We start from the raw sequence: 18,405 nt of genomic DNA on the forward strand, positions 1-18,405 counted from the left end.
GATTTCCTAGCGTATTCCTGCCAAAAAATCAGCACTTTTCCGGCTAGTATTTAGGATTCTTGCCTTAAACGCTGCTCCAGATTTTCTTGCAATACATTCATGAAAGCATCGGTATCTAGCCAGGGGTGGTCGGGCGCGATTAGGCAAGCTAAATCTTTGGTCATTTGTCCGCCCTCGACAGTAGAGATTACGACTTCTTCTATCGTCTTTGCGAAGTGGGTAACTTCCGGGGTCTTATCTAGGGTTCCGCGATGTGCCAAACCGCGCGTCCAGGCGTAGATTGAGGCAATCGGGTTGGTGGAGGTCTTTTCTCCCTGCTGGAAGCGCCGATAGTGGCGGGTTACGGTTCCGTGAGCAGCCTCGGCCTCCATAGTGCGCCCATCGGGGGTCATAAGTACCGAGGTCATTAGCCCTAGGGAACCAAATCCTTGCGCTACGGTATCGGATTGCACATCACCGTCGTAGTTCTTACAGGCCCAAATATATCCGCCTTCCCATTTAAGGGAAGAAGCCACCATGTCATCAATCAATCTGTGTTCATAGTGCAGACCGGCTTTTTCATATTGCGCCTGGAACTCGGTAGCGTAAATGTCGGCGAAGATATCTTTGAACTGTCCGTCATAGGCTTTCAAAATAGTGTTTTTAGTGGACAGGTAGACTGGATACCCACGGAGCAGACCATAGCGGAAACAGGCGCGCGCAAAATCCTTGATTGACTCGTTAAAGTTGTACATCCCCAGAGCCACTCCACCGCTGTCAGGATATTCAACCACGGTATGTTCAATGGGCTGAGAGCCATCTTTAGGCTGGAAAGTTATGGTTAAGGTGCCGGCACCAGGGATCTTGAAATCGGTGGCTTTATATTGGTCACCGAAAGCGTGGCGGGCAACTACGATAGGTTTTGTCCAGCCTCCAACCAGTCGCGGCACATTAGCCATAATGATTGGTTCTCGGAAGATTACCCCACCCAGAATGTTGCGGATAGTTCCGTTCGGCGATTTCCACATTTTCCGCAGCCCAAACTCTTTTACCCGGGCTTCATCGGGGGTAATGGTTGCACATTTAACCCCTACCCCATGTTCTTTAATCGCGTTTGCGGCATCGATAGTTACCTGATCACTGGTGGCATCCCGGTTTTCTACGCTCAAATCGTAATAGCGCAAATCCATATCTAAGTACGGAAGGAGTAGTTCATTTCGGATTTTCTGCCAAATAATCCGGGTCATTTCGTCGCCGTCAAGTTCCACAACCGGACCAGCTACTTTAATCTTTGCCATGAATAACTCCAAAATATCTCGTTTTAAGTCCTTTACATCAACTTTACTTGACATCGAGATAAATTGGTAACATCTGGAACTGCCAGTTATTAGGTGATGATTTAAATTAGCTGTATGCAAATCCAGATTGGCACTAGCGCCCCGGCTCAACCCACCCCCCTAATTTGGCTGGAGGCAGGGCTGGGAGGGTCGATGCAATCTTGGAATCTGACTTTTCCGATTCTTTGTCGCGCATTTTATTGCGCCCGCTCTACCCGCTCAACTATTTTGAATCCCGGTGAGAGTGAGAACGTAAGTTGGAGAAGTCTAGTAACCGAGATGCGCGAGGGCGGAGAAGAAACTGCGCTTCACCTTGGAGCCACATTCTCTAACCCCCTTCCAGTCATACTGGTTGGACATTCCTATGGAGCGATGTTGGTGCGCGTCTGGGCTGCGCAGATTCTCAAAAGTTCCAGTCCCTCCCGGATACGACCCGTGGGAATCGTCCAGATAGACCCCTCTTTTGAGGGCAATAACGAGGGCGCCGGGCCCCTTTATCAAAAGTTGGAACAAAAACTATTAACCTGGCTTTACCAGGGGGCAGCCCGCGAGCAACCCTCCTTTTATATGGCATGGAAAGATTTGCAAGAGATAGATTTGCTTGACGACCAACTTCCGCAATTGGTTATTTCTGCCGCCCATCGCAAAGGTGGAAAAACCTGGAAAGGTCTGAAAGCGTTTGCTCGTGCCATTGATGCCCGCCTGGTACGGGCAGATTCTTCCCGTCACCTATTGCAGGTGTTTGACCCAGTTACGGTCGCCAGCCAAATCATAGAGTTCACGGCGCAAATAGGCGCTGAAATGAACCGCAAAGCAAATTAACTACCACCACTTAGGGGCGAGGCAACCCGTGTGAAACAGCGAGGGTGGGGACGTAGCCAGGCTACGTCCCCACCCCCATAACGGCTAGCTAATACTGCTAGTTAGCGTCATTTACCACTTGGCTCTCGCCCTCAATCTGCCGCGAGCCGCGTTGTACTGTAATTTTGCGCGGTTTAGCTTCTTCTGCCACCGGGATAACCAGCTTGAGCACCCCGTCCACATACTCGGCTTCAACTTGGTCAAGAGCCACCCCATTACCCAAGGTGAGCTGGCGGGCGAAAGTACCGAAAGGACGTTCGTGGCTTAGCCACTGCGCTCCCTCTGGCGCTACCGCTAGCCGCTCGGCGCGAATAGTGAGGGTGCGGTCTTCGATATCAATATCTACACTGGCCGGATCTACCCCCGGTAAATCGAAAAGGGCAATAAATTGCTCACCATCTCGGTACAAATCTAGGGGCATGGCTGCCCGGGAGGGACCTTGACGCATAGCATCATCAAAAATTGCTTCCATCTGGCGGAATGGATCATACCTGCGAACCATGATTACTCCTTACCCCCACACAAGGCGGGAAATCTATTTACCGAGTATTTCTCGGCTTCACAACTCCCATTCTGGCACTCCTACCTTTTAAGTGCTAGACAATTATTCTGGAAGCGAAAACCTTAGCCGCATTGACTCAACTTTATACTTCTAACATTTTCCTATTTTTAACAAAACAAAAACAGCCCATGAACAGCAAAAACAGATTTCCACCCCCGCTATCTTCCCCCAGACAGAAAAACGCCGCCCCAAAGACGCCCTAAAAGTCAGCGCTACTGAGAAAATAAAGACATGAGCACGCGATACCTACCTTTATTTGTCTACGGAACCTTAAAACTCGGTTCTCGCGGCTTTGGCTCCAGTCTGAAGGCCGCGGTAACCGAATTCGCCCCGGCATATCTACGGGAAGCCTCCCTATACATCGGTGCGTCCTATCCAATGGCCATCCGCTCTATCGGCGGCACCGGAATCCACGGACAGATACTACTAATTGAGCAGCGCCTATTTGAAGAAACCCTAGAAGAACTCGACGAATACGAGGGCTACTTAGGTGAGGGCAACCCCGATAACATGTATATTCGCCAAACCGTGCGAGTAGAAGTATTCCCCGATGAAGAAAGCACCTGGGAAGGCCCCACTCAAGACGTTAAAGCCTATGTCTATATGGCTCCGCCAGAGTCTTTCCGTAACCATCGAGCCGAATTAGTGCTCTCCCCCAGTGGGGATTGGGAAAACCACGAAGAAGAATGGGAAGAGCTCTCCCCCTCCCTAGACGACTTCGACGACCCCAACTATGACGACCGATTTACAGAGGATTAACCCCCAGGATTAATCGGAGTAATCCCACGGCAGGTTAAACGCTAAACTACTTAGCTCCTTTAGCCCCTCCAGCTTGAGAGTTCCGGTACTGCATATCCACCTTTTGTTGGGAATCTTGAGCCGCCAAAAACCAGCGTCCATCAATCATTTGCCACCCCATAATTTGCAGCGAAGTACCTTTCTTATCTTTGATTAACACCGCTTTCACCTGGTCAATATCACCGGATTTCTCCAAAGAAAAAACCAAATCAGAAAGTTTAATAGTGGACTTCCCTTGCGCCCCGGCAAAGGCAGTATTCGCAGCTTTAGCGCATTCCTTAACGCTAACCTCGCCCTGGGATTGAGCATTATCCGATTGCGACTGGTTAATCGCCGCTACCAGTTCCCCACGCGCAGCCGGAGAACTAAGAGCACACAGAGATTGCGCATCCTTGTCTATTAGCGCTTGATAATAGGATTTCGCCCCCTGGATAGGAGAATCTGCTCCGACAACAGTAAAAATAGTCTGCAATATACCACTGGCGTAAACAGCAAACCCCACCACTAGCAACGTTAATATCGCACCCAAAACATAGAAAACACCCCTGCGCGAACGCGAACTAGACGGGGCATCCGTTTTCTTTACCGAAATCTTGGAAACATCAAAAGAGGCATTGGTTCCCACAGTTGAAAGATGTTCCGTATCTACCCGTCCACCAGCCTGATTACCCCACACTCGCTGAGCGTCTTCCCCAGCATCCTGCTGCTCGGTTGACTCGTCCTCGTGCCCCATCCCGAGAGGCAGGATTTGCGGAATCTGAAACTTTACAGCTCCATCGTCCGTGCCCTCCTCACCGCTACTATCAGTATCTTCGCGGGCAGAATCTAGCTTTTCACCCTGGGAGCTAAGAACACTGGAGCTTTCCTTAGTTTCCTCAGCGTTCATTCTCGGCGAAATCGCCCCCACCCCTACGGAGCTAATATCGGCAGCATCAAAGCTGCCAGCAGCTTTTTCTTCTTCATCTTTCCCAACAGACATGAGCTGATTCTACCGAGAATAGCCGCAATGGGCGCATCTGAACTACCCGAAAAGTCGCGCAGCTCACTAATAAGCGTTATGGTCTAAATAGAGACATAGCTACGCCAGCGAAGCATTTATGTCCAAACAAAACACAATAATTAATTCAGTTACGTTAAAGGAAATGAGTATGGCTAACACGCAGAAGACTAAGAAAAATACCACCATCGTGCCCACTAGCGAAGAAGCTAAAGAGCTGATTCCAGAAAACAACGTAGCTGAGAATCAAGGACAGGGACTAACCACAGTTGCCGACCAAGTAGTGGCAAAAATAGCTGGTCTAGCCATCAAAGAAATTCCAGGGGTCTACGACCTAGGAAATTCCGCTGCCCGCGCGCTGGGAGCACTGCGCTCGAAAGTCGGAGCCTCCGAAAGTATCACTCAAGGAATCTCGGTTGAAATCGGGCAAACCCAAACCGCCCTAGACGTAGTACTAATTGTCGAATACCCCTACCCGGTACACGAAGTCGCCGATAAAGTGCGGGACGCTATTTTCTCTGCTATCGAGGGGCTGGTTGGTCTGGAAGTTACCGAAGTTAATATCAAAGTAACGGACGTACACGTACCCGATAGCGACGAAGAGGACGCAGACAAAGACAGTAAAGACCTCAAGTAATACCGCTAGAAAGGGAAGAAATGACAACCATAGCCGGTATTTTTAGTGGCGCCTTTCTAGCCTATATGGCAGTTGCCCACGGATTCTTTGGGTTCTTAGTTTCCATCTTATTTATGGCAATAGGTGCCATCATAGGTAGAGCAGCATCTGGCAAGCTAGATTTGAAAGGCGTTGGTGAAGCCCTAATCGGCAAGCACACCACTACCTCCGATTAACAAGGAGGAAACAAATGCAATCCGACCAGGAAGCAAGCAAATTCACCGGAATCACTACGGTGTGCGCCAAAGCTATCCAAACTATTGCGATAGCAGTCGTTACGCAACGCATTAGCGTTCCCAGGGAGCACATCAAAGTTAGCACCCATGATGACCGGGGATTATTGGGGATAGATATTTCCTGTCCCGTAAACTCCCAGGTTTTAGAAATCATAGCTAAAAATCCAGATACCTCGATATTTTCCCTAGCCGAGCAGGCAAGAGACGATATTGTCCAACGTATCAGCACCCTCGCAGGTCTAAAAGTAGGGCGGGTAAACCTACGGCTTTGCGGACTATACCGGCATCGGGAGGGGAGAAAGCTGAAATGAGCAATAAATCCAGAAAATCCCGCCTCCGGGTTCCCTACCTGGTGCGCCGGGAGACCCATTCGGCGCGAGCCCTGCTTAGCGTTAGCGTCGCATTCATTTTGATAGTGGCTTTGGGGTATTTAGTTACCGAGGGGGTACTCGCTTTATCTGGACAAAATCCGCTGATAGCTACCCCAGAAAATATCTGGAAGCAGTTCTATAGCGACCTAAACAATGATTCAAGATTAGTCCCGATAACCGTAGGAGCATTATTGAGTCTCTGCGGGGCACTACTGCTAATAAAATCACTGTTACCTGGGACTTTAAGCAAACACGCCCTCAACGATAATCGCGTTGCCTATGTAGTTGATGATGCGGTTATTGCCTCAGGAGTTTCTCGTTTGGTACGAGAAAAAATAGGTCTGCCCCAAGGAGCGGTAAGTACTGCCGTGAGCAAGCACCATTCCTTGAGCACAATCACGCCCAACACCGGACAAGAGATTAACCAAAAGGAAATCCACGATTTCACAACCGAAAAAGTTACTTCCTGGAATTTACATCCGAGGCTAACAGCCCGCATCAAAATAAACACAGAGGGCAGGTTAGAAAAGTGAAGAAATTACCTCGCGCCCTCAACCGGATTCTATTGTTTATTCTGGGGCTACTATCGTTAGCCAGCGGAATTCTACTGATTGCGACACCGCTGTCAGCGAAAATCCGGACTCAGGTTCTCTACTACGGCGAGCGCCTTCAGACGCTTTTTACGTCTCTAAACCATAGGTCACGATTCCAAATACAGGGCTGGGAAAGCTCTGGGGTACAGGTAGGGACGCTAGCGATTGCAGTAATCGTTATCGTCGCTTTGCTAATCTGGATATTTGTTCAAGGGGGCGGCAAGATTCGTTCCCTTGCCCTAAATAAAATCGGTAAAGATACCCAAAAACAGGGTGAAATTACTGCCGAACTAGGGCTTATTAGGGACATTATAGAGGACGAAGTTTCAGCTAGCCGCTGGATTTCCTCAATGAAAATACAGTCTTGGGAAGTCAAGAAACGACCGGGGCTATTAGTAACCGCAGCGGTATATAAGGGAGCAAACCCGCAGGAAATAAAGACGGAGCTTGATAAAGCTATCGCAAAGCTCGATCAAGTTTTAGGAATAAAAATGCCGGTTTTAGTGCGCGTAAGCACCAATTGGCGAAGCAATATCGGATCTGCCAATCGCGTGGATTCATAAACAAATTAAAGGAGAAGAAAATGAGTTTAGAAGACAAGATTCAAAACAGCGCCGAAGATCTAGGTGGCAAAGCCAAAGAACTAGCCGGGGACGTTAGCGGTGATAAAGACCTTAAAGCCGAAGGCAAGGCCGACCAGGTAGGCGCGCAAATCAAAGACAAAGTTTCCGAATTTACTGATAAAGCTAAAGACGTGGCCGAAGAAGCCGGCGCTAACCTGAAGGCTGCTGCCGAAAAAATCAAGGAAGGTTTCTCTTCCGACAAGTAACGCCCCTTTCCCTTTTGTGATTTAATGCCGAAAGGTTAGGGCGGAAAATAGGGCTAAAATCGGGAGGCAAATGCCTCCCGATTTTTTTATATCCTCACCTGAACAGATAAAACTCCAACCAGTCCCCACTTCTAAGCCTGCCCCCCTCAAAGAAAGGAAGTCACGCCCTCGCCAATAGCAGGGTAAGCACCCCTAATCTAAATCACTGGTAAGAACCTTGGTTTCCTCCCCGATACGCATATCAGCAATCTTCCCGGCAGCGCGCAGCTCTTTTAAGCGGGGAACTATCCGCTTATAGATTCCCCACGGATCAATGGTGTTCAAATATATGCGAGTACCGCCCTCAAATCCTGCCAAAGTCGAAATCCGCCATTTCAGCAAGATTCTCCAACGCATCGGAGTGGAAATCGAAAGTGGACGGTGATACCACTCTTCATTACAGGGAACGTCGGCTCCGGTAGCGGCGTGAACGGCCTGCAATATATCGGAGACCGCCCGCATTTTCCGCTCTCCCACATCCCACGGATTACCCGCCTGACCCAAAGGCCAAACCGCAATCGTGGGATAACGATGCCCTACCCCCGCCATGGCTATCGCATCCTCGTTTTGTGCCAATATCAAGCCGCGAGTAGCCCGAATTTTCAAAATAGTATGGTAAATATCAGGTTCTTTACGCACCCGTTCGCGTTCTTGAGAAATTTGCACCGGATATTCGTCAATCGCCACCAGCTGCTTGTGAAGATGATCGAAACTAGCACCCGCCGGTTTTAACCAGTTTTGGAAAGTCGCCACATATTTTACTGCCGGATTCAAATCGTAGAGGTCGCGAAGCGTCCGGGCAGTGTAGGCAGTATAGGCATAATGCTCATCGGGGGTAAGCGTGCCCGCCGAAGCCAGTTGGGAGGAATCAGTAGCACCGGGAACGAAATGACGATTAGCCACAATCAAATCATGCCCGCCAGAAAAGAATGAGCTAGCTTGTCCGAGCATCTCCGATTCATTCAAAGCATCAATCTCGGCATCCTCCATGCCGTATTGATGGAGTTTGGCACGCACTACCCGCAAAATATGGTCATATCCAGTTCGGGTAGAAAGGTATTCAGCCATATGCTGACGTTGCCTATCGGAGGGCTCGTGACCATAGTTTAAATTCCAGTATTGATAGGAAACAATCTCAAATAGGTTCGGAATCCGGCGAAAATCTGCCGGATATTTATCTAGTTCTTCGGCACTAAGCCCCTCTAAGATACGAAAACCCTCGGCGGTAACAGTTTTGGAGGGCGGCAGTTCGCCACTGCTCAAAATTACTCGAGATTTTTCCGGCGGGGTCTCTAGGTAGCGATCAGAACAGAAAGCACAGGTACAGGTATAGTCTTTGGCAGTAATCGGAGTCGGGTTAATCTGTGGCTTCGCTAGCGGGCGATGTCCGCGCCCCGGAACTGTCCAAACCTGAGTTCCAGTTAATTGGTTGCGTTGTTTGACAGTTCCATCTGCCAGTTTCACTAGGGCGCGTGCGGCTTCTGCTTCCTCTTTTGCCATACTTCCACCCTAGTTGCTGACGGATATTTTTGGGTTACTACGAGCGCGTGTAAGTAAGATGCTAAAAAAGACAGGTAGCTGGTTTATAGTGAGCGTCAGGGAGGGAAGTTGATTAAATATTTAGGGTCGAAGCGGAATCTGGTTCCCGCCTTAGGAACTATTGCCCAGGCTGCACAGGCTAAAACTGCTCTCGATTTATTTTCGGGTACTACCCGGGTTGCTCAAGAATTCAAGCGACGCGGGATTTTCACCACTGCCACCGACCTTGCTTCCTATAGTTACCAATTGGCTCGTACCTATATAGAAACAGATTCCGACCTGGTCGATTATGATTCTTTGCGGCAACATTTAACGACTATGAGCACCCTGAAAGGAAAAGAAGGATATTTCACCGAAACTTTTTGCCGACAGGCCCGTTTTTTTCAGCCTGATAACGGTATGCGCATTGATGCCTGCCGTGACTATCTGATGGATTTGGAGGACAGTCCCCTATTCCCGATTTTGCTCACTTCCCTAATAGAGGCAGCCGACCGGGTGGATTCGACTACCGGAGTGCAAATGGCATATCTAAAACAGTGGGCTGCGCGCTCCTATAATCCCCTAGAACTGCGGATACCGCAATTGCTTAGCGGGAAAGGACAGGCTTTACAAGGCGACGCCCTAAAGCTGGTTAATCAGGTTGCCCCCGTCGATCTCGCCTACCTCGACCCTCCCTATAATCAGCATCGTTACTTCACCAACTACCATATTTGGGAAACTCTGGTACGCTGGGACGCTCCCCAAACCTATGGGGTGGCGCGCAAACGCATAGATGCCCGCGGAGACGAGCATCGCTCTGTCTTTAATTCTAAACGCACCATGGCGACCAGCTTCTTTTCCCTCTTGGCGCAGGTTAAGGCAAAGACCCTGGTAGTTTCCTACAATGATGAAGCCTGGATAAACGAGGACGAAATGATTAGCGCTATTAAAGAAGCTGGGTTTGCCCAGGTTAAAAAGTTTGGTTTTTCCCAGCGGCGTTACGTGGGGGCAAAGATAGGAATCTATAATTCGCGGGGAAAGAAAGTTGGAAAACCGGGGGCTGCCCACAATACAGAAAATGTCTTTATTGGAGGTAGCGCAGCGGTATTAGCGCGCATCAGCCAGGCTTTAGAGAAATGCTAGACCTGCCTATTACCGACAAACGCTAGCGACCGTCCTATTAGGACGCTAGTACTGTACCCAGCCTTTTGCTTGCTGAGATAACTGCTGCAATAAAGATAGGGCTTCTGTTGCCCGCTCTGCCGGTACCATCAAGTGATCATGATGTAAACCGGATAATACGTTACAGGGAATTGATTGACTGGCTAGTTGCGAGGCGACAGTGAAAGTCAGACCAGTTTCTTCTAAGGAAACATCACATTCCAAAGTGATACGGCGATAAATCTTTTTACCCTCGGATACTCCCGCAGCTTTCGCTTGCTCTAGGGGAACGATTACAGTGAGTCCTTCTTCCTCTTTTATCTGTGCAAACGGCTCTAAACCCGCAGGTAGACCATCGCGAGCCGACAAGAACACATACTTGCCATACAGATGCGGATGGAGCTTAGACAACGCCAAATCAAAGTCAGAATACGAACTCATGGTTTTACGGTATGAGCCTTGGGGATATCCGTGCTCGCTAGTCTCACCTATCGGTCGGATAGCTAACAACCAAACAGATTATTGTTAGCACATTCTCTGATAGACACTCATTACCGCCCTAGCTACTGCCGAGGGCGCCTCCAAGGGAACCAAATGCCCCGCCCGCGGCACCGACACCACCCGAGTACCTAGCGCCTTAGCCATGGCTTCCGCCTGAGCCGCAGTAGAGTTAGTGTCTTGTTCCCCCCGCACTACCATTGCCGGAATCTGTGCTCTCTCCAAGGTTTCCAAGCGACCGGGACGGGTAGCTAAAGCCCGCTGCGCCCAAGAAATCGCCTCCCCAGAAGTTTCATTAATCCACTTTTCCATCAGCTGTGGGATTTTGGGGAAATCTGCAACAGTTTCTTTCGCTAGCATAGTGGGAATCCCCTGCACCAGCTGAGAGTGCGCTCTGCCTACCAGGGCAGAAATTGCCATCTCGGTACGTGCTGCCCGCGCCTGAGGAGTGTCAATATCAGCTTTCGTACCCACTAGCACCACCCCGCCTACCAGACGCGGATGACGCTCAATCATGGCTTGCGCGGTATATCCCCCCATAGAATTACCACAGACCAGTATTTTTTCTGCGCCCTCAGCGCGCACCGCCTGCGCTACATAATCGGCATAAATCTCCAAGGAAGGAGAATTTACCGGTAGCGGAGAATGCCCAAATCCAGGCGGGTCAATCGCGATTACCGGAACCCCCTCGAAACGGCGAGCTACCCCCTCCCACATTCGATGATCATATGGGAAAGCCGCCAATAGGACTATCGCCGGAGTGCTCCCCATTCTTTGCGCATCCCGCGTAAAAATCGCCACATCCATACCTATATTTTTGCACAGCCACTCGCCTAGCTTGAGATAAACCGGCGTAAGAGTAGCGATTAGCTTTTGAACGTAAACCCCCTAATGCCCTCAAGCTTAGCTAAAAGCCACGTTCAAAGCAGAAACGATGCCAATGACGGCGCTGTTCAAGACCAGAACGCTCCCCAAAAAGGGAATCGGTACGCCACGCTACCACATGCGCCTGCCCGATATTTATCTGCTGATTACACCCCGGACACAAGTAAACCTTTCGCGCCTGCGAAAGATACTGCACCTGATAATCACCATCGGTGCGAGAAACCGAGCGGGGCATCGAAGCCAAAGAATCCATCCTTAAGGGACGATGCTCACCCCAGGGACGTTTACGGGAACGTCTGGTCACTTAAAAAACCACAACTCCCCGTTTGTAGACCCGCATAGGATTCAAATCGGCATCAGTAACTAGCAAATCTGCTGACTTTCCGGGCGCGATTTCTCCCAACTGGTCATCACCTAGAACTTTTGCCCCCTGATAGGAGGCACAATAAACGGCATCGACCAGAGGGATTCCAGCTTGATGCGCTATCTTGACCTGTTGGATTAGATGAGAAGTTCCCCCTGCCTGGCAGTTAGAATCGGCTGCCAAAGTCGCCAGCCCATCTTTTACTTCGACCGTTTGCCCCCCCAAAAGATAGCGTCCATCTCCCAATCCGGTTCCCGCCATCGCGTCAGTGACAAACACAATCTGTTCGCGTCCTACCAATTCATATACGTTGCGAATCAGGGAGGGAGCTAGCTGTTTTCCATCACAAATAAGCTCTACAATTACGCCTCCACCAGCAGCGTCAGCTAAAATCTCGGGGATTGGCCCGGGGTGTAGAGGCTGCATCGGAGGCATCGAATTAAACAAATGGGTGACAGTGGCATGAGGACAGCGCGCTCTGGCGGAATGAGCCAGCATTTGCCGAACCTCAATCAGGGCTTCACGCATCTTTTCCGAATTGGTATCGGTATGACCAAAGGAGGGAACAGCACCCCCCGCAATCAAAGTGTCGGCAACCCCAGATGCTCCCATAGCATAGGGCTTTTCCGGAGCAAAAGTCATAGACACCGCATAGCCGCGGCTGGCTATCAGCAACTCGCGCACCAACGGCGCATTGGGAGCCTGAATATGGCTAGGGTCGTGCGCCCCGCAGTTCCCCTGGGCTATAAAGGGACCTTCAAAATGGATTCCCGCCAGTTTCCCAGCCGCGCACATTCCTGCCAACATTTCCGCTTTTTCCCGCAGAACCATAGGAGAATGGGTCACCAGCGAAGCTACCAGAGAAGTAGTCCCCCAGCGTAAATGCTCGGATATAGCCCCCAGGGCTTGTTCTTCAGTTTGAGCATCTGGGAACGATACCCCTTGCCCCCCATGGCAATGAACATCAATCAAGCCGGGCAGCAAATAGCGGTCATCACTGGGAGAAGTGGCAGCCAAAACCTCATCCCCAAATCCAGCGGCTTTCGCGTCAGGAGCTTCACCTACCCACACGATGGCATCCCCAGAAATTACCACCGCTCCATCGGTAATAATTCTATTAGAGGTAACAACTCGTCCCCGTAACGCAAAAACTTCAGTCATAACTGCAATACTCCAGCCCGGTCAAGTGTTAATCGCAATGCTTAAAACAGGCGCGATTCCGCGTCATCTACCCCTCGCATACTATCGTAATCCAAGGTAAGACAGCGAATTCCTCTATCTTCTGCGAGAGTTCTAGCCTGAGGTTTAATCACCTGCGCGGCAAAAATGCCGCGCACTTCCGGCATTAGCGGGTCACGAGAAAGCAAATCTAAGTAACGAGTGAGCTGTTCCACCCCATCAATCTCACCGCGACGTTTAACTTCAATGGCGACATGGTTAAGCTCCGGATCGAAAACCATTAAATCCACCGGACCTACCGGAGTGGGATACTCGCGCCTGATTAGCTCCCAGCCCGAACCTAAGATTTCGGGGATTTGCGCTGCCAGTAACTCTTGCAAATGCGCCTCTACCCCATCCTTTTGCAACCCGGGATCAAGTCCCAAATCACGGCTAGTTTCCGAGAATATCTCTCCGATTCTTAGTTTTAGCTGATCGCCGGTTTTTGCCGACTGCACGAGCCAAACCTGCTGTACTCCTGCCGCTTCGTCCTCGGAATTAACCTGGAGTTGCTCAATACTGGCTGGACCGGCCATCCAGTTAAGAGGCTTATAAGAACCGCCATCACAGTGAATAAGCACCGAAGAATCGGCCTTTACCATAATCAATCGCGGAGCCATCGGCAAAAAAGAGCTGAGACGACCGCTGTATTCAACAGAGCAATTAGCGAAAAGGACGCGCATGAGAATCTATTCTAAAGGATTGGAATCTACTACCAAGATTCTGGTATCTCGCGCGGAGGGGCAGCTTCAGCCCAAGAGACCAAACCCGCATGGTCATCCTCGGATAGGAAAAGCCAAAAATGCTGAAAATCTACACTAACCGAAACCGCCACATTGCGAACCCCATTTTTTGACAGGTAGTTATGAACCTTGCCCAGTTTAACCTGTCTGCGCGACCAAGATTTATCAGGACGAAGAAACAGTCCCGCTGCCTTGTACCAGTTTAAGGATTCGGACTCGTAAACGGCACACCCCTCACTCCAACCAGAGGTTACATCCGGACGATACGAACACAAAAAGGCTCCTTGCCGGCGCAGATGGTTCATCCGCCACAAGAAAAAGGCAGCCATCAAAGCCAGCAAAACTGCAATCAGTAAAATGATTAACAGGAAAACTTTTAGCGCCGTCATGTCCTAACTATAAGCCTTAAAAATGATTATTTTCGGTTTATAGTCCATCAACGATAATAGTCACCTGGTCTTGGTCTACAGATACAAACCCCGGAACCACCTCAAACACTTGGGCATCGGGATCGTTTTCTTTCTTGCCGACCTTAACCTGCCCCTTGCCAATGGTAGCTAAAAGAGGCTGATGACCTGCCATAATCCCGATTGAGCCTTCGGTAGTGGGCAGGGAGACAAAGCCTGCCTGCCCACTAAACAGCTCCCCAGAGCGGGTAACTAACCGAACCGAAAGCGCGCTCATTAGGCAGATTCCTTCTGAATCTTCGCCCAATTGCGTTCCAAATCTTCGATACCACCGATATTGAAGAACGCCTGTTCTGGAACTTGATCGTATTGACCTTCGCAGATACGTTTAAATGCCTCAATGGTTTCAGCCAGCGGAACCGTAGAGCCAGCAACCCCGGTGAATTTCTCGGCCATATAGGTGTTCTGGGACAGGAACTGTTGGATTCGGCGTGCCCGGTTCACGGTGAGCTTGTCTTCTTCGGAAAGCTCATCCATGCCTAGAATCGCGATAATGTCTTGCAGTTCTTTGTTCTTTTGCAGAATCGACTTTACCTTGGTGGCAACCTGGTAATGCTCTTCGCCCACATAAGTGGGATCTAAGATGCGCGAGGTAGAAGCCAAAGGATCAACCGCCGGATACAGACCACGGGAAGCAATATCACGCGAAAGCTCGGTAGTGGCATCTAGGTGCGCGAAAGTAGTCGCCGGAGCGGGGTCGGTGTAGTCGTCAGCCGGTACGTAAATCGCCTGCAGCGAGGTAATCGAGTGTCCCGCAACCGAAGTAATACGTTCTTGGAGCAGACCCATTTCATCGGCCAAGTTCGGCTGGTAGCCTACGGCCGAAGGCATATGACCCAGCAGAGTGGATACCTCTGAGCCAGCCTGGGTGAAACGGAAAATGTTGTCGATAAACAGCAGCACGTCCTGATGCTGCACATCGCGGAAGTATTCCGCCATGGTTAGACCGGTTAGCGGAATACGCAGACGAGTCCCCGGAGGCTCATCCATCTGTCCGAATACCAGTGCGGTCTTATCAAAGACTCCTGCCTCGTCCATTTCGTGAATCAGGTCGTTACCCTCACGGGTACGCTCGCCCACGCCCGCAAATACGGACACACCGCCGTGATCTTGGGCAACGCGCTGAATCATTTCCTGAATCAACACGGTCTTGCCTACGCCTGCTCCGCCGAACAAACCAATCTTGCCACCCAGCACATAGGGGGTGAGCAGGTCAATAACCTTAATCCCAGTTTCAAACATCTGGGTTTTGGATTCCAGCTGGTCAAAAGGAGGAGGGTCACGATGGATTGGCCAACGCTCTTTTACCTCTAGGGTTTCCCCCTCTTTCAGGTTCAAGCATTCACCAGTAACGTTAAATACGTGTCCCTTGGTAACGTCACCTACGGGGACTGAAATGGGAGCCCCGGTATCGGTAACTTCTTGTCCCCGAACCAGCCCGTCGGTGGGCTTTAACGCTAGACAACGAACTACGTCGTCGCCTAGGAACTGTGCCACCTCTAAGGTAAGTTTATGGGCGGGAGTGTCCTCGTCCACCTGAATCATGGTTTCCAAAGCGTTATACATCTCGGGAAGATGATCTGGCGGGAACTCCACGTCCACAATCGAGCCGATCACCTGGGAAACCCGTCCCACGCCCGTAGTCCGTTCGGTATCACTCATTAGAGTCTCCTTATTTCTTTGTTTCCTCTAGCGACCAGCGGCCAGGGCTTCTGCCCCACCGACGATCTCTGTTATTTCAGTAGTAATTTCAGCCTGACGTGCATTATTCGCCAGACGAGTATAACGCTCAATCATGTCCTGAGCGTTGTCATTTGCGGTATGCATAGCGGTTTGTCTGCTGGCCAGCTCGCTGGCAGCTGCCTGTAAAAGAGCAGACCGAATCCGCGAGCGCACATACATGGGTAAAACCTGTTGTACCACTGCCTCAGGATTGGGTTCGAACTGATAAAGAGGTGGAACGGGCCCGGTAGGTTTCCCAAGATTAATGTCCATCTCTTTAGCTTGTTCAGGGGTTACTACCTCTAGAGGTAGCATTTTGCGCACCTGGGGAATCTGACTAACCATATTTACGTAGCGAGTAAAGACAATATAGACCTCGCAAACGCTGTTGGTCGGATCTTCACCCAAAAAGTCTGTGGTTAAGGTATCAGCTATTTCATATGACTGTTCAATGGTAGGGGAATCCGAGTTACCCGTCCAAGATTTTTCTACCGCAATCCCGCGGAAACGAAAATAGCTCTCTGCTTTGCGCCCATAGCTGTAAAGAATTGGCTCCTTGCCCTCTTCTTTTAGCTCGCTAACCAGTTTTTCGGTTTCCCGCAGAATCGAAGCTGAATAGGCACCCGCCAAACCGCGGTCAGAGGTTACGCACATTATCGCAACCCGCTTGGTATCGGTACGTTCTTTAGTGACGGGATGATCAAACTTCGAGTGCGCAGCCAAGGCAGTCAAGGCCTGGGTAATCGCGGAATCAAAAGGAGCCGCTTGGGTGGCTGCTTTCCGCGCCTTACCAATACGTGAAGCCGCAATGAGCTCCATCGCATGAAAAACTTTACCTAAAGTCTCAGTAGCGTTAATCTTCTGCTTGTATATCCGTTGCTTACCGCTCAAGGTTATTCCTTTTTACTGCTACCGGTTGAAGCACCAAGAACCAATTTTTCCTGACCGCGTTCTACTTCAGTTTCCTCTTCAGCTAGATTAACTTCTGCGCCTACCAAACCCTGGTCAGATAGGAAACCACTGCGGAATTTCTCTACCCCAGCCTTAAGTTCCTGCTCGGTTTCACTGTCAAAGAGACCAGTCTGTTTAATTTTAGCGGGAACACCGGTATGGGAATGCAAGTATTCAAGCATTTCGGTCTCGAAACGATGCACATCCTTAACTTCGATATCGTCCATATAGCCGTTAGTGCCTGCCCAAATAGAGCAAACCTGATCTTCGACCTCAAAAGGAGTAGCCTGAGGCTGCCGCAGCAGTTCCATCAGCCGCGCACCCCGAGTGAGCTGCCGCTTAGTGGTGGCATCTAAATCGGAAGCGAACATCGCGAAAGCCTGCATATCCCGGTACTGCGCCAAAGTAATCTTCAAAGTACCGGAGACTTTCTTCATCGCCTTGACCTGCGCGTCGCCGCCTACCCGGGAAACTGAAATACCTACATCCACGGCCGGACGCTGGTTAGAGTTGAACAGGTCAGACTGCAAGAAAATCTGCCCATCGGTAATCGAAATAACGTTGGTAGGAATATAGGCCGACACATCATTGTCTTTGGTTTCAATCAAAGGCAATCCGGTCATCGAGCCTCCACCCAGTTCATCAGAAAGCTTGGCGCAGCGTTCTAGGAGACGAGAGTGCAGGTAGAACACGTCACCGGGGTAGGCTTCGCGCCCCGGCGGACGGCGTAGCAATAGGGAAACGCTACGATAGGCTTCAGCTTGCTTGGAAAGATCGTCAAAAATGATGAGGACGTGCTTACCCTGGTACATCCAGTGCTGACCGATAGCGGAACCGGTGTAGGGTGCCAGATACTTAAAGCCGGCGGAATCAGAAGCCGGAGCTGCCACGATAGTGGTGTACTCCATCGCGCCAGCCGCTTCGAGCTGCCCACGGACGCTGGCAATAGTAGAACCTTTTTGTCCGATAGCCACGTAAATACAACGAACCTGCTTGTTCGGGTCTCCACTTTCCCAGTTCTTACGTTGATTTAGAACCGCATCAATCGCAATGGCAGTTTTTCCGGTTTGGCGATCCCCAATAATCAATTGGCGCTGGCCACGCCCAATCGGAATCATGGTGTCGATGGCTTTCAGACCGGTCTGCAAAGGCTCGTGAACCGATTTACGCATCATTACCCCCGGAGCCTGTAGCTCCAAGACACGGCGTCCTTCCAGATTGGAGATTTCCCCCATGCCATCAAGAGGACGTCCCATGGGATCGACCACACGCCCTAGATAACCATCACCAACCGGCACCGATAGCACTTCCCCAGTGCGACGTACTGGTTGTCCCTCCTCGATACCAGAGAAATCTCCCAAAACAATCGCGCCAATAACCCTATCTTCCAGGTTCATGGCTAAACCGGTAGTGCCATCTGCGAATTTCAGCAGCTCGTTTGCCATTACTCCCGGGAGACCCTCAATACGGGCAATCCCGTCCGCTGCCATTACCACGTGCCCTACTTCTTCTTCAGTAGAACGTGTCGGCTCGTAGGAGCTAACGAAATCCGCCAGAGCCTCGCGAATCTTTTCCGGTTGGATTTGAAGTTCAGCCATGA

General features: G+C 50.4%; 23 protein-coding genes. 9 read left to right on the forward strand and 14 right to left on the reverse strand.

The features are described from left to right. Positions 1-50 precede the first annotated feature (50 nt). Complete coding sequence (locus PG728_RS07140) at positions 51-1,277, reverse strand: NADP-dependent isocitrate dehydrogenase (protein ID WP_333558172.1); 1,227 nt, start codon at positions 1,275-1,277, stop codon at positions 51-53. Between the two features lie 114 nt (positions 1,278-1,391). Between PG728_RS07140 and PG728_RS07145 the strand changes: the two genes are divergently transcribed. Then, positions 1,392-2,138 (forward strand): alpha/beta fold hydrolase, encoded by a 747-nt coding sequence (locus tag PG728_RS07145; protein ID WP_072509210.1) that lies wholly within the window; start codon positions 1,392-1,394, stop codon positions 2,136-2,138. 97 nt (positions 2,139-2,235) lie between these two features. On the opposite strand, the gene PG728_RS07150 is transcribed toward PG728_RS07145, so the two are convergent. Continuing rightward, positions 2,236-2,679, reverse strand: coding sequence for an Hsp20/alpha crystallin family protein (locus tag PG728_RS07150; RefSeq protein ID WP_072509209.1), 444 nt, complete (start codon positions 2,677-2,679; stop codon positions 2,236-2,238). A gap of 291 nt (positions 2,680-2,970) precedes the next feature. Between PG728_RS07150 and PG728_RS07155 the strand changes: the two genes are divergently transcribed. Beyond that, positions 2,971-3,498 (forward strand): gamma-glutamylcyclotransferase family protein, encoded by a 528-nt coding sequence (locus tag PG728_RS07155; protein WP_072509208.1) that lies wholly within the window; start codon positions 2,971-2,973, stop codon positions 3,496-3,498. Between the two features lie 46 nt (positions 3,499-3,544). On the opposite strand, the gene PG728_RS07160 is transcribed toward PG728_RS07155, so the two are convergent. After that, positions 3,545-4,516: a hypothetical protein gene (locus tag PG728_RS07160; protein WP_072509207.1), complete on the reverse strand. Its 972-nt coding sequence runs from the start codon at positions 4,514-4,516 to the stop codon at positions 3,545-3,547. Positions 4,517-4,685: 169 nt separating this feature from the next. Between PG728_RS07160 and PG728_RS07165 the strand changes: the two genes are divergently transcribed. Genes PG728_RS07165 through PG728_RS07190 form a run of 6 tightly spaced genes read left to right on the forward strand, consistent with a single transcriptional unit; the run spans position 4,686 to position 7,239 of the window. After that, positions 4,686-5,171, forward strand: a complete 486-nt coding sequence (locus PG728_RS07165) for an Asp23/Gls24 family envelope stress response protein (RefSeq protein ID WP_072509206.1) — start codon at positions 4,686-4,688, stop codon at positions 5,169-5,171. A gap of 20 nt (positions 5,172-5,191) precedes the next feature. Then, positions 5,192-5,386, forward strand: a complete 195-nt coding sequence (locus tag PG728_RS07170) for a hypothetical protein (RefSeq protein WP_072509205.1) — start codon at positions 5,192-5,194, stop codon at positions 5,384-5,386. Positions 5,387-5,400: 14 nt separating this feature from the next. Then, positions 5,401-5,757: a hypothetical protein gene (locus PG728_RS07175; RefSeq protein WP_270626694.1), complete on the forward strand. Its 357-nt coding sequence runs from the start codon at positions 5,401-5,403 to the stop codon at positions 5,755-5,757. Then, on the forward strand, positions 5,754-6,350 hold the full coding sequence (locus tag PG728_RS07180; protein WP_270626695.1) for a hypothetical protein: 597 nt from the start codon (positions 5,754-5,756) through the stop codon (positions 6,348-6,350). Before PG728_RS07175 ends, PG728_RS07180 begins: the two co-directional genes overlap by 4 nt. Then, a complete protein-coding gene (locus PG728_RS07185; RefSeq protein WP_270626696.1) occupies positions 6,347-6,973 on the forward strand; it encodes a hypothetical protein in 627 nt (208 codons plus the stop codon). Before PG728_RS07180 ends, PG728_RS07185 begins: the two co-directional genes overlap by 4 nt. 20 nt (positions 6,974-6,993) lie before the next feature. Continuing rightward, on the forward strand, positions 6,994-7,239 hold the full coding sequence (locus tag PG728_RS07190; protein ID WP_072509201.1) for a CsbD family protein: 246 nt from the start codon (positions 6,994-6,996) through the stop codon (positions 7,237-7,239). 192 nt (positions 7,240-7,431) lie between these two features. On the opposite strand, the gene PG728_RS07195 is transcribed toward PG728_RS07190, so the two are convergent. Next, on the reverse strand, positions 7,432-8,778 hold the full coding sequence (locus tag PG728_RS07195; protein WP_270626698.1) for a DUF4921 family protein: 1,347 nt from the start codon (positions 8,776-8,778) through the stop codon (positions 7,432-7,434). Positions 8,779-8,886: 108 nt separating this feature from the next. Here PG728_RS07195 and PG728_RS07200 point away from each other — a divergent pair, with 108 nt between their 5' ends. Next, entirely contained in the window at positions 8,887-9,939 is a 1,053-nt protein-coding gene (locus PG728_RS07200; protein WP_270626700.1) for a DNA adenine methylase, read from the forward strand. Between the two features lie 45 nt (positions 9,940-9,984). On the opposite strand, the gene PG728_RS07205 is transcribed toward PG728_RS07200, so the two are convergent. The 10 genes from PG728_RS07205 to atpA form a co-directional block, all read right to left on the reverse strand. Further along, positions 9,985-10,398 carry an ACT domain-containing protein gene (locus PG728_RS07205; protein ID WP_072509198.1) on the reverse strand — a complete coding sequence of 138 codons (414 nt, stop codon included), beginning with the start codon at positions 10,396-10,398 and terminating at the stop codon, positions 9,985-9,987. A gap of 84 nt (positions 10,399-10,482) precedes the next feature. Beyond that, positions 10,483-11,262 (reverse strand): alpha/beta fold hydrolase, encoded by a 780-nt coding sequence (locus PG728_RS07210; protein ID WP_270626702.1) that lies wholly within the window; start codon positions 11,260-11,262, stop codon positions 10,483-10,485. 100 nt (positions 11,263-11,362) lie between these two features. Further along, positions 11,363-11,644, reverse strand: a complete 282-nt coding sequence (locus PG728_RS07215) for an LIM domain-containing protein (protein ID WP_270626704.1) — start codon at positions 11,642-11,644, stop codon at positions 11,363-11,365. Next, entirely contained in the window at positions 11,645-12,865 is a 1,221-nt protein-coding gene (locus PG728_RS07220) for an N-acetylglucosamine-6-phosphate deacetylase (protein WP_270626706.1), read from the reverse strand. Between the two features lie 41 nt (positions 12,866-12,906). Beyond that, positions 12,907-13,605 (reverse strand): endonuclease NucS, encoded by a 699-nt coding sequence (gene nucS, locus PG728_RS07225; protein ID WP_072509196.1) that lies wholly within the window; start codon positions 13,603-13,605, stop codon positions 12,907-12,909. Positions 13,606-13,634: 29 nt separating this feature from the next. After that, the gene (locus PG728_RS07230; protein ID WP_072509195.1) at positions 13,635-14,054 is read right to left on the reverse strand and encodes a DUF2550 family protein; all 420 of its coding nucleotides are present in this window, start codon (positions 14,052-14,054) and stop codon (positions 13,635-13,637) included. 37 nt (positions 14,055-14,091) lie between these two features. Next, entirely contained in the window at positions 14,092-14,349 is a 258-nt protein-coding gene (locus tag PG728_RS07235; protein WP_072509194.1) for a hypothetical protein, read from the reverse strand. Beyond that, the gene (gene atpD, locus PG728_RS07240; RefSeq protein ID WP_072509193.1) at positions 14,349-15,794 is read right to left on the reverse strand and encodes a F0F1 ATP synthase subunit beta; all 1,446 of its coding nucleotides are present in this window, start codon (positions 15,792-15,794) and stop codon (positions 14,349-14,351) included. The genes PG728_RS07235 and atpD overlap by 1 nt, the downstream gene beginning before the upstream one ends. Positions 15,795-15,821: 27 nt before the next feature. Next, positions 15,822-16,745 (reverse strand): F0F1 ATP synthase subunit gamma, encoded by a 924-nt coding sequence (locus PG728_RS07245; protein ID WP_072509192.1) that lies wholly within the window; start codon positions 16,743-16,745, stop codon positions 15,822-15,824. Between the two features lie 2 nt (positions 16,746-16,747). Further along, positions 16,748-18,403: a F0F1 ATP synthase subunit alpha gene (atpA, locus tag PG728_RS07250; RefSeq protein ID WP_072509191.1), complete on the reverse strand. Its 1,656-nt coding sequence runs from the start codon at positions 18,401-18,403 to the stop codon at positions 16,748-16,750. Between the last annotated feature and the right edge of the window lie 2 nt (positions 18,404-18,405).

This window comes from Varibaculum timonense (genome assembly GCF_027694345.1).
In the GTDB taxonomy this organism is placed as follows: Bacteria; Actinomycetota; Actinomycetes; order Actinomycetales; family Actinomycetaceae; genus Varibaculum; species Varibaculum timonense_A.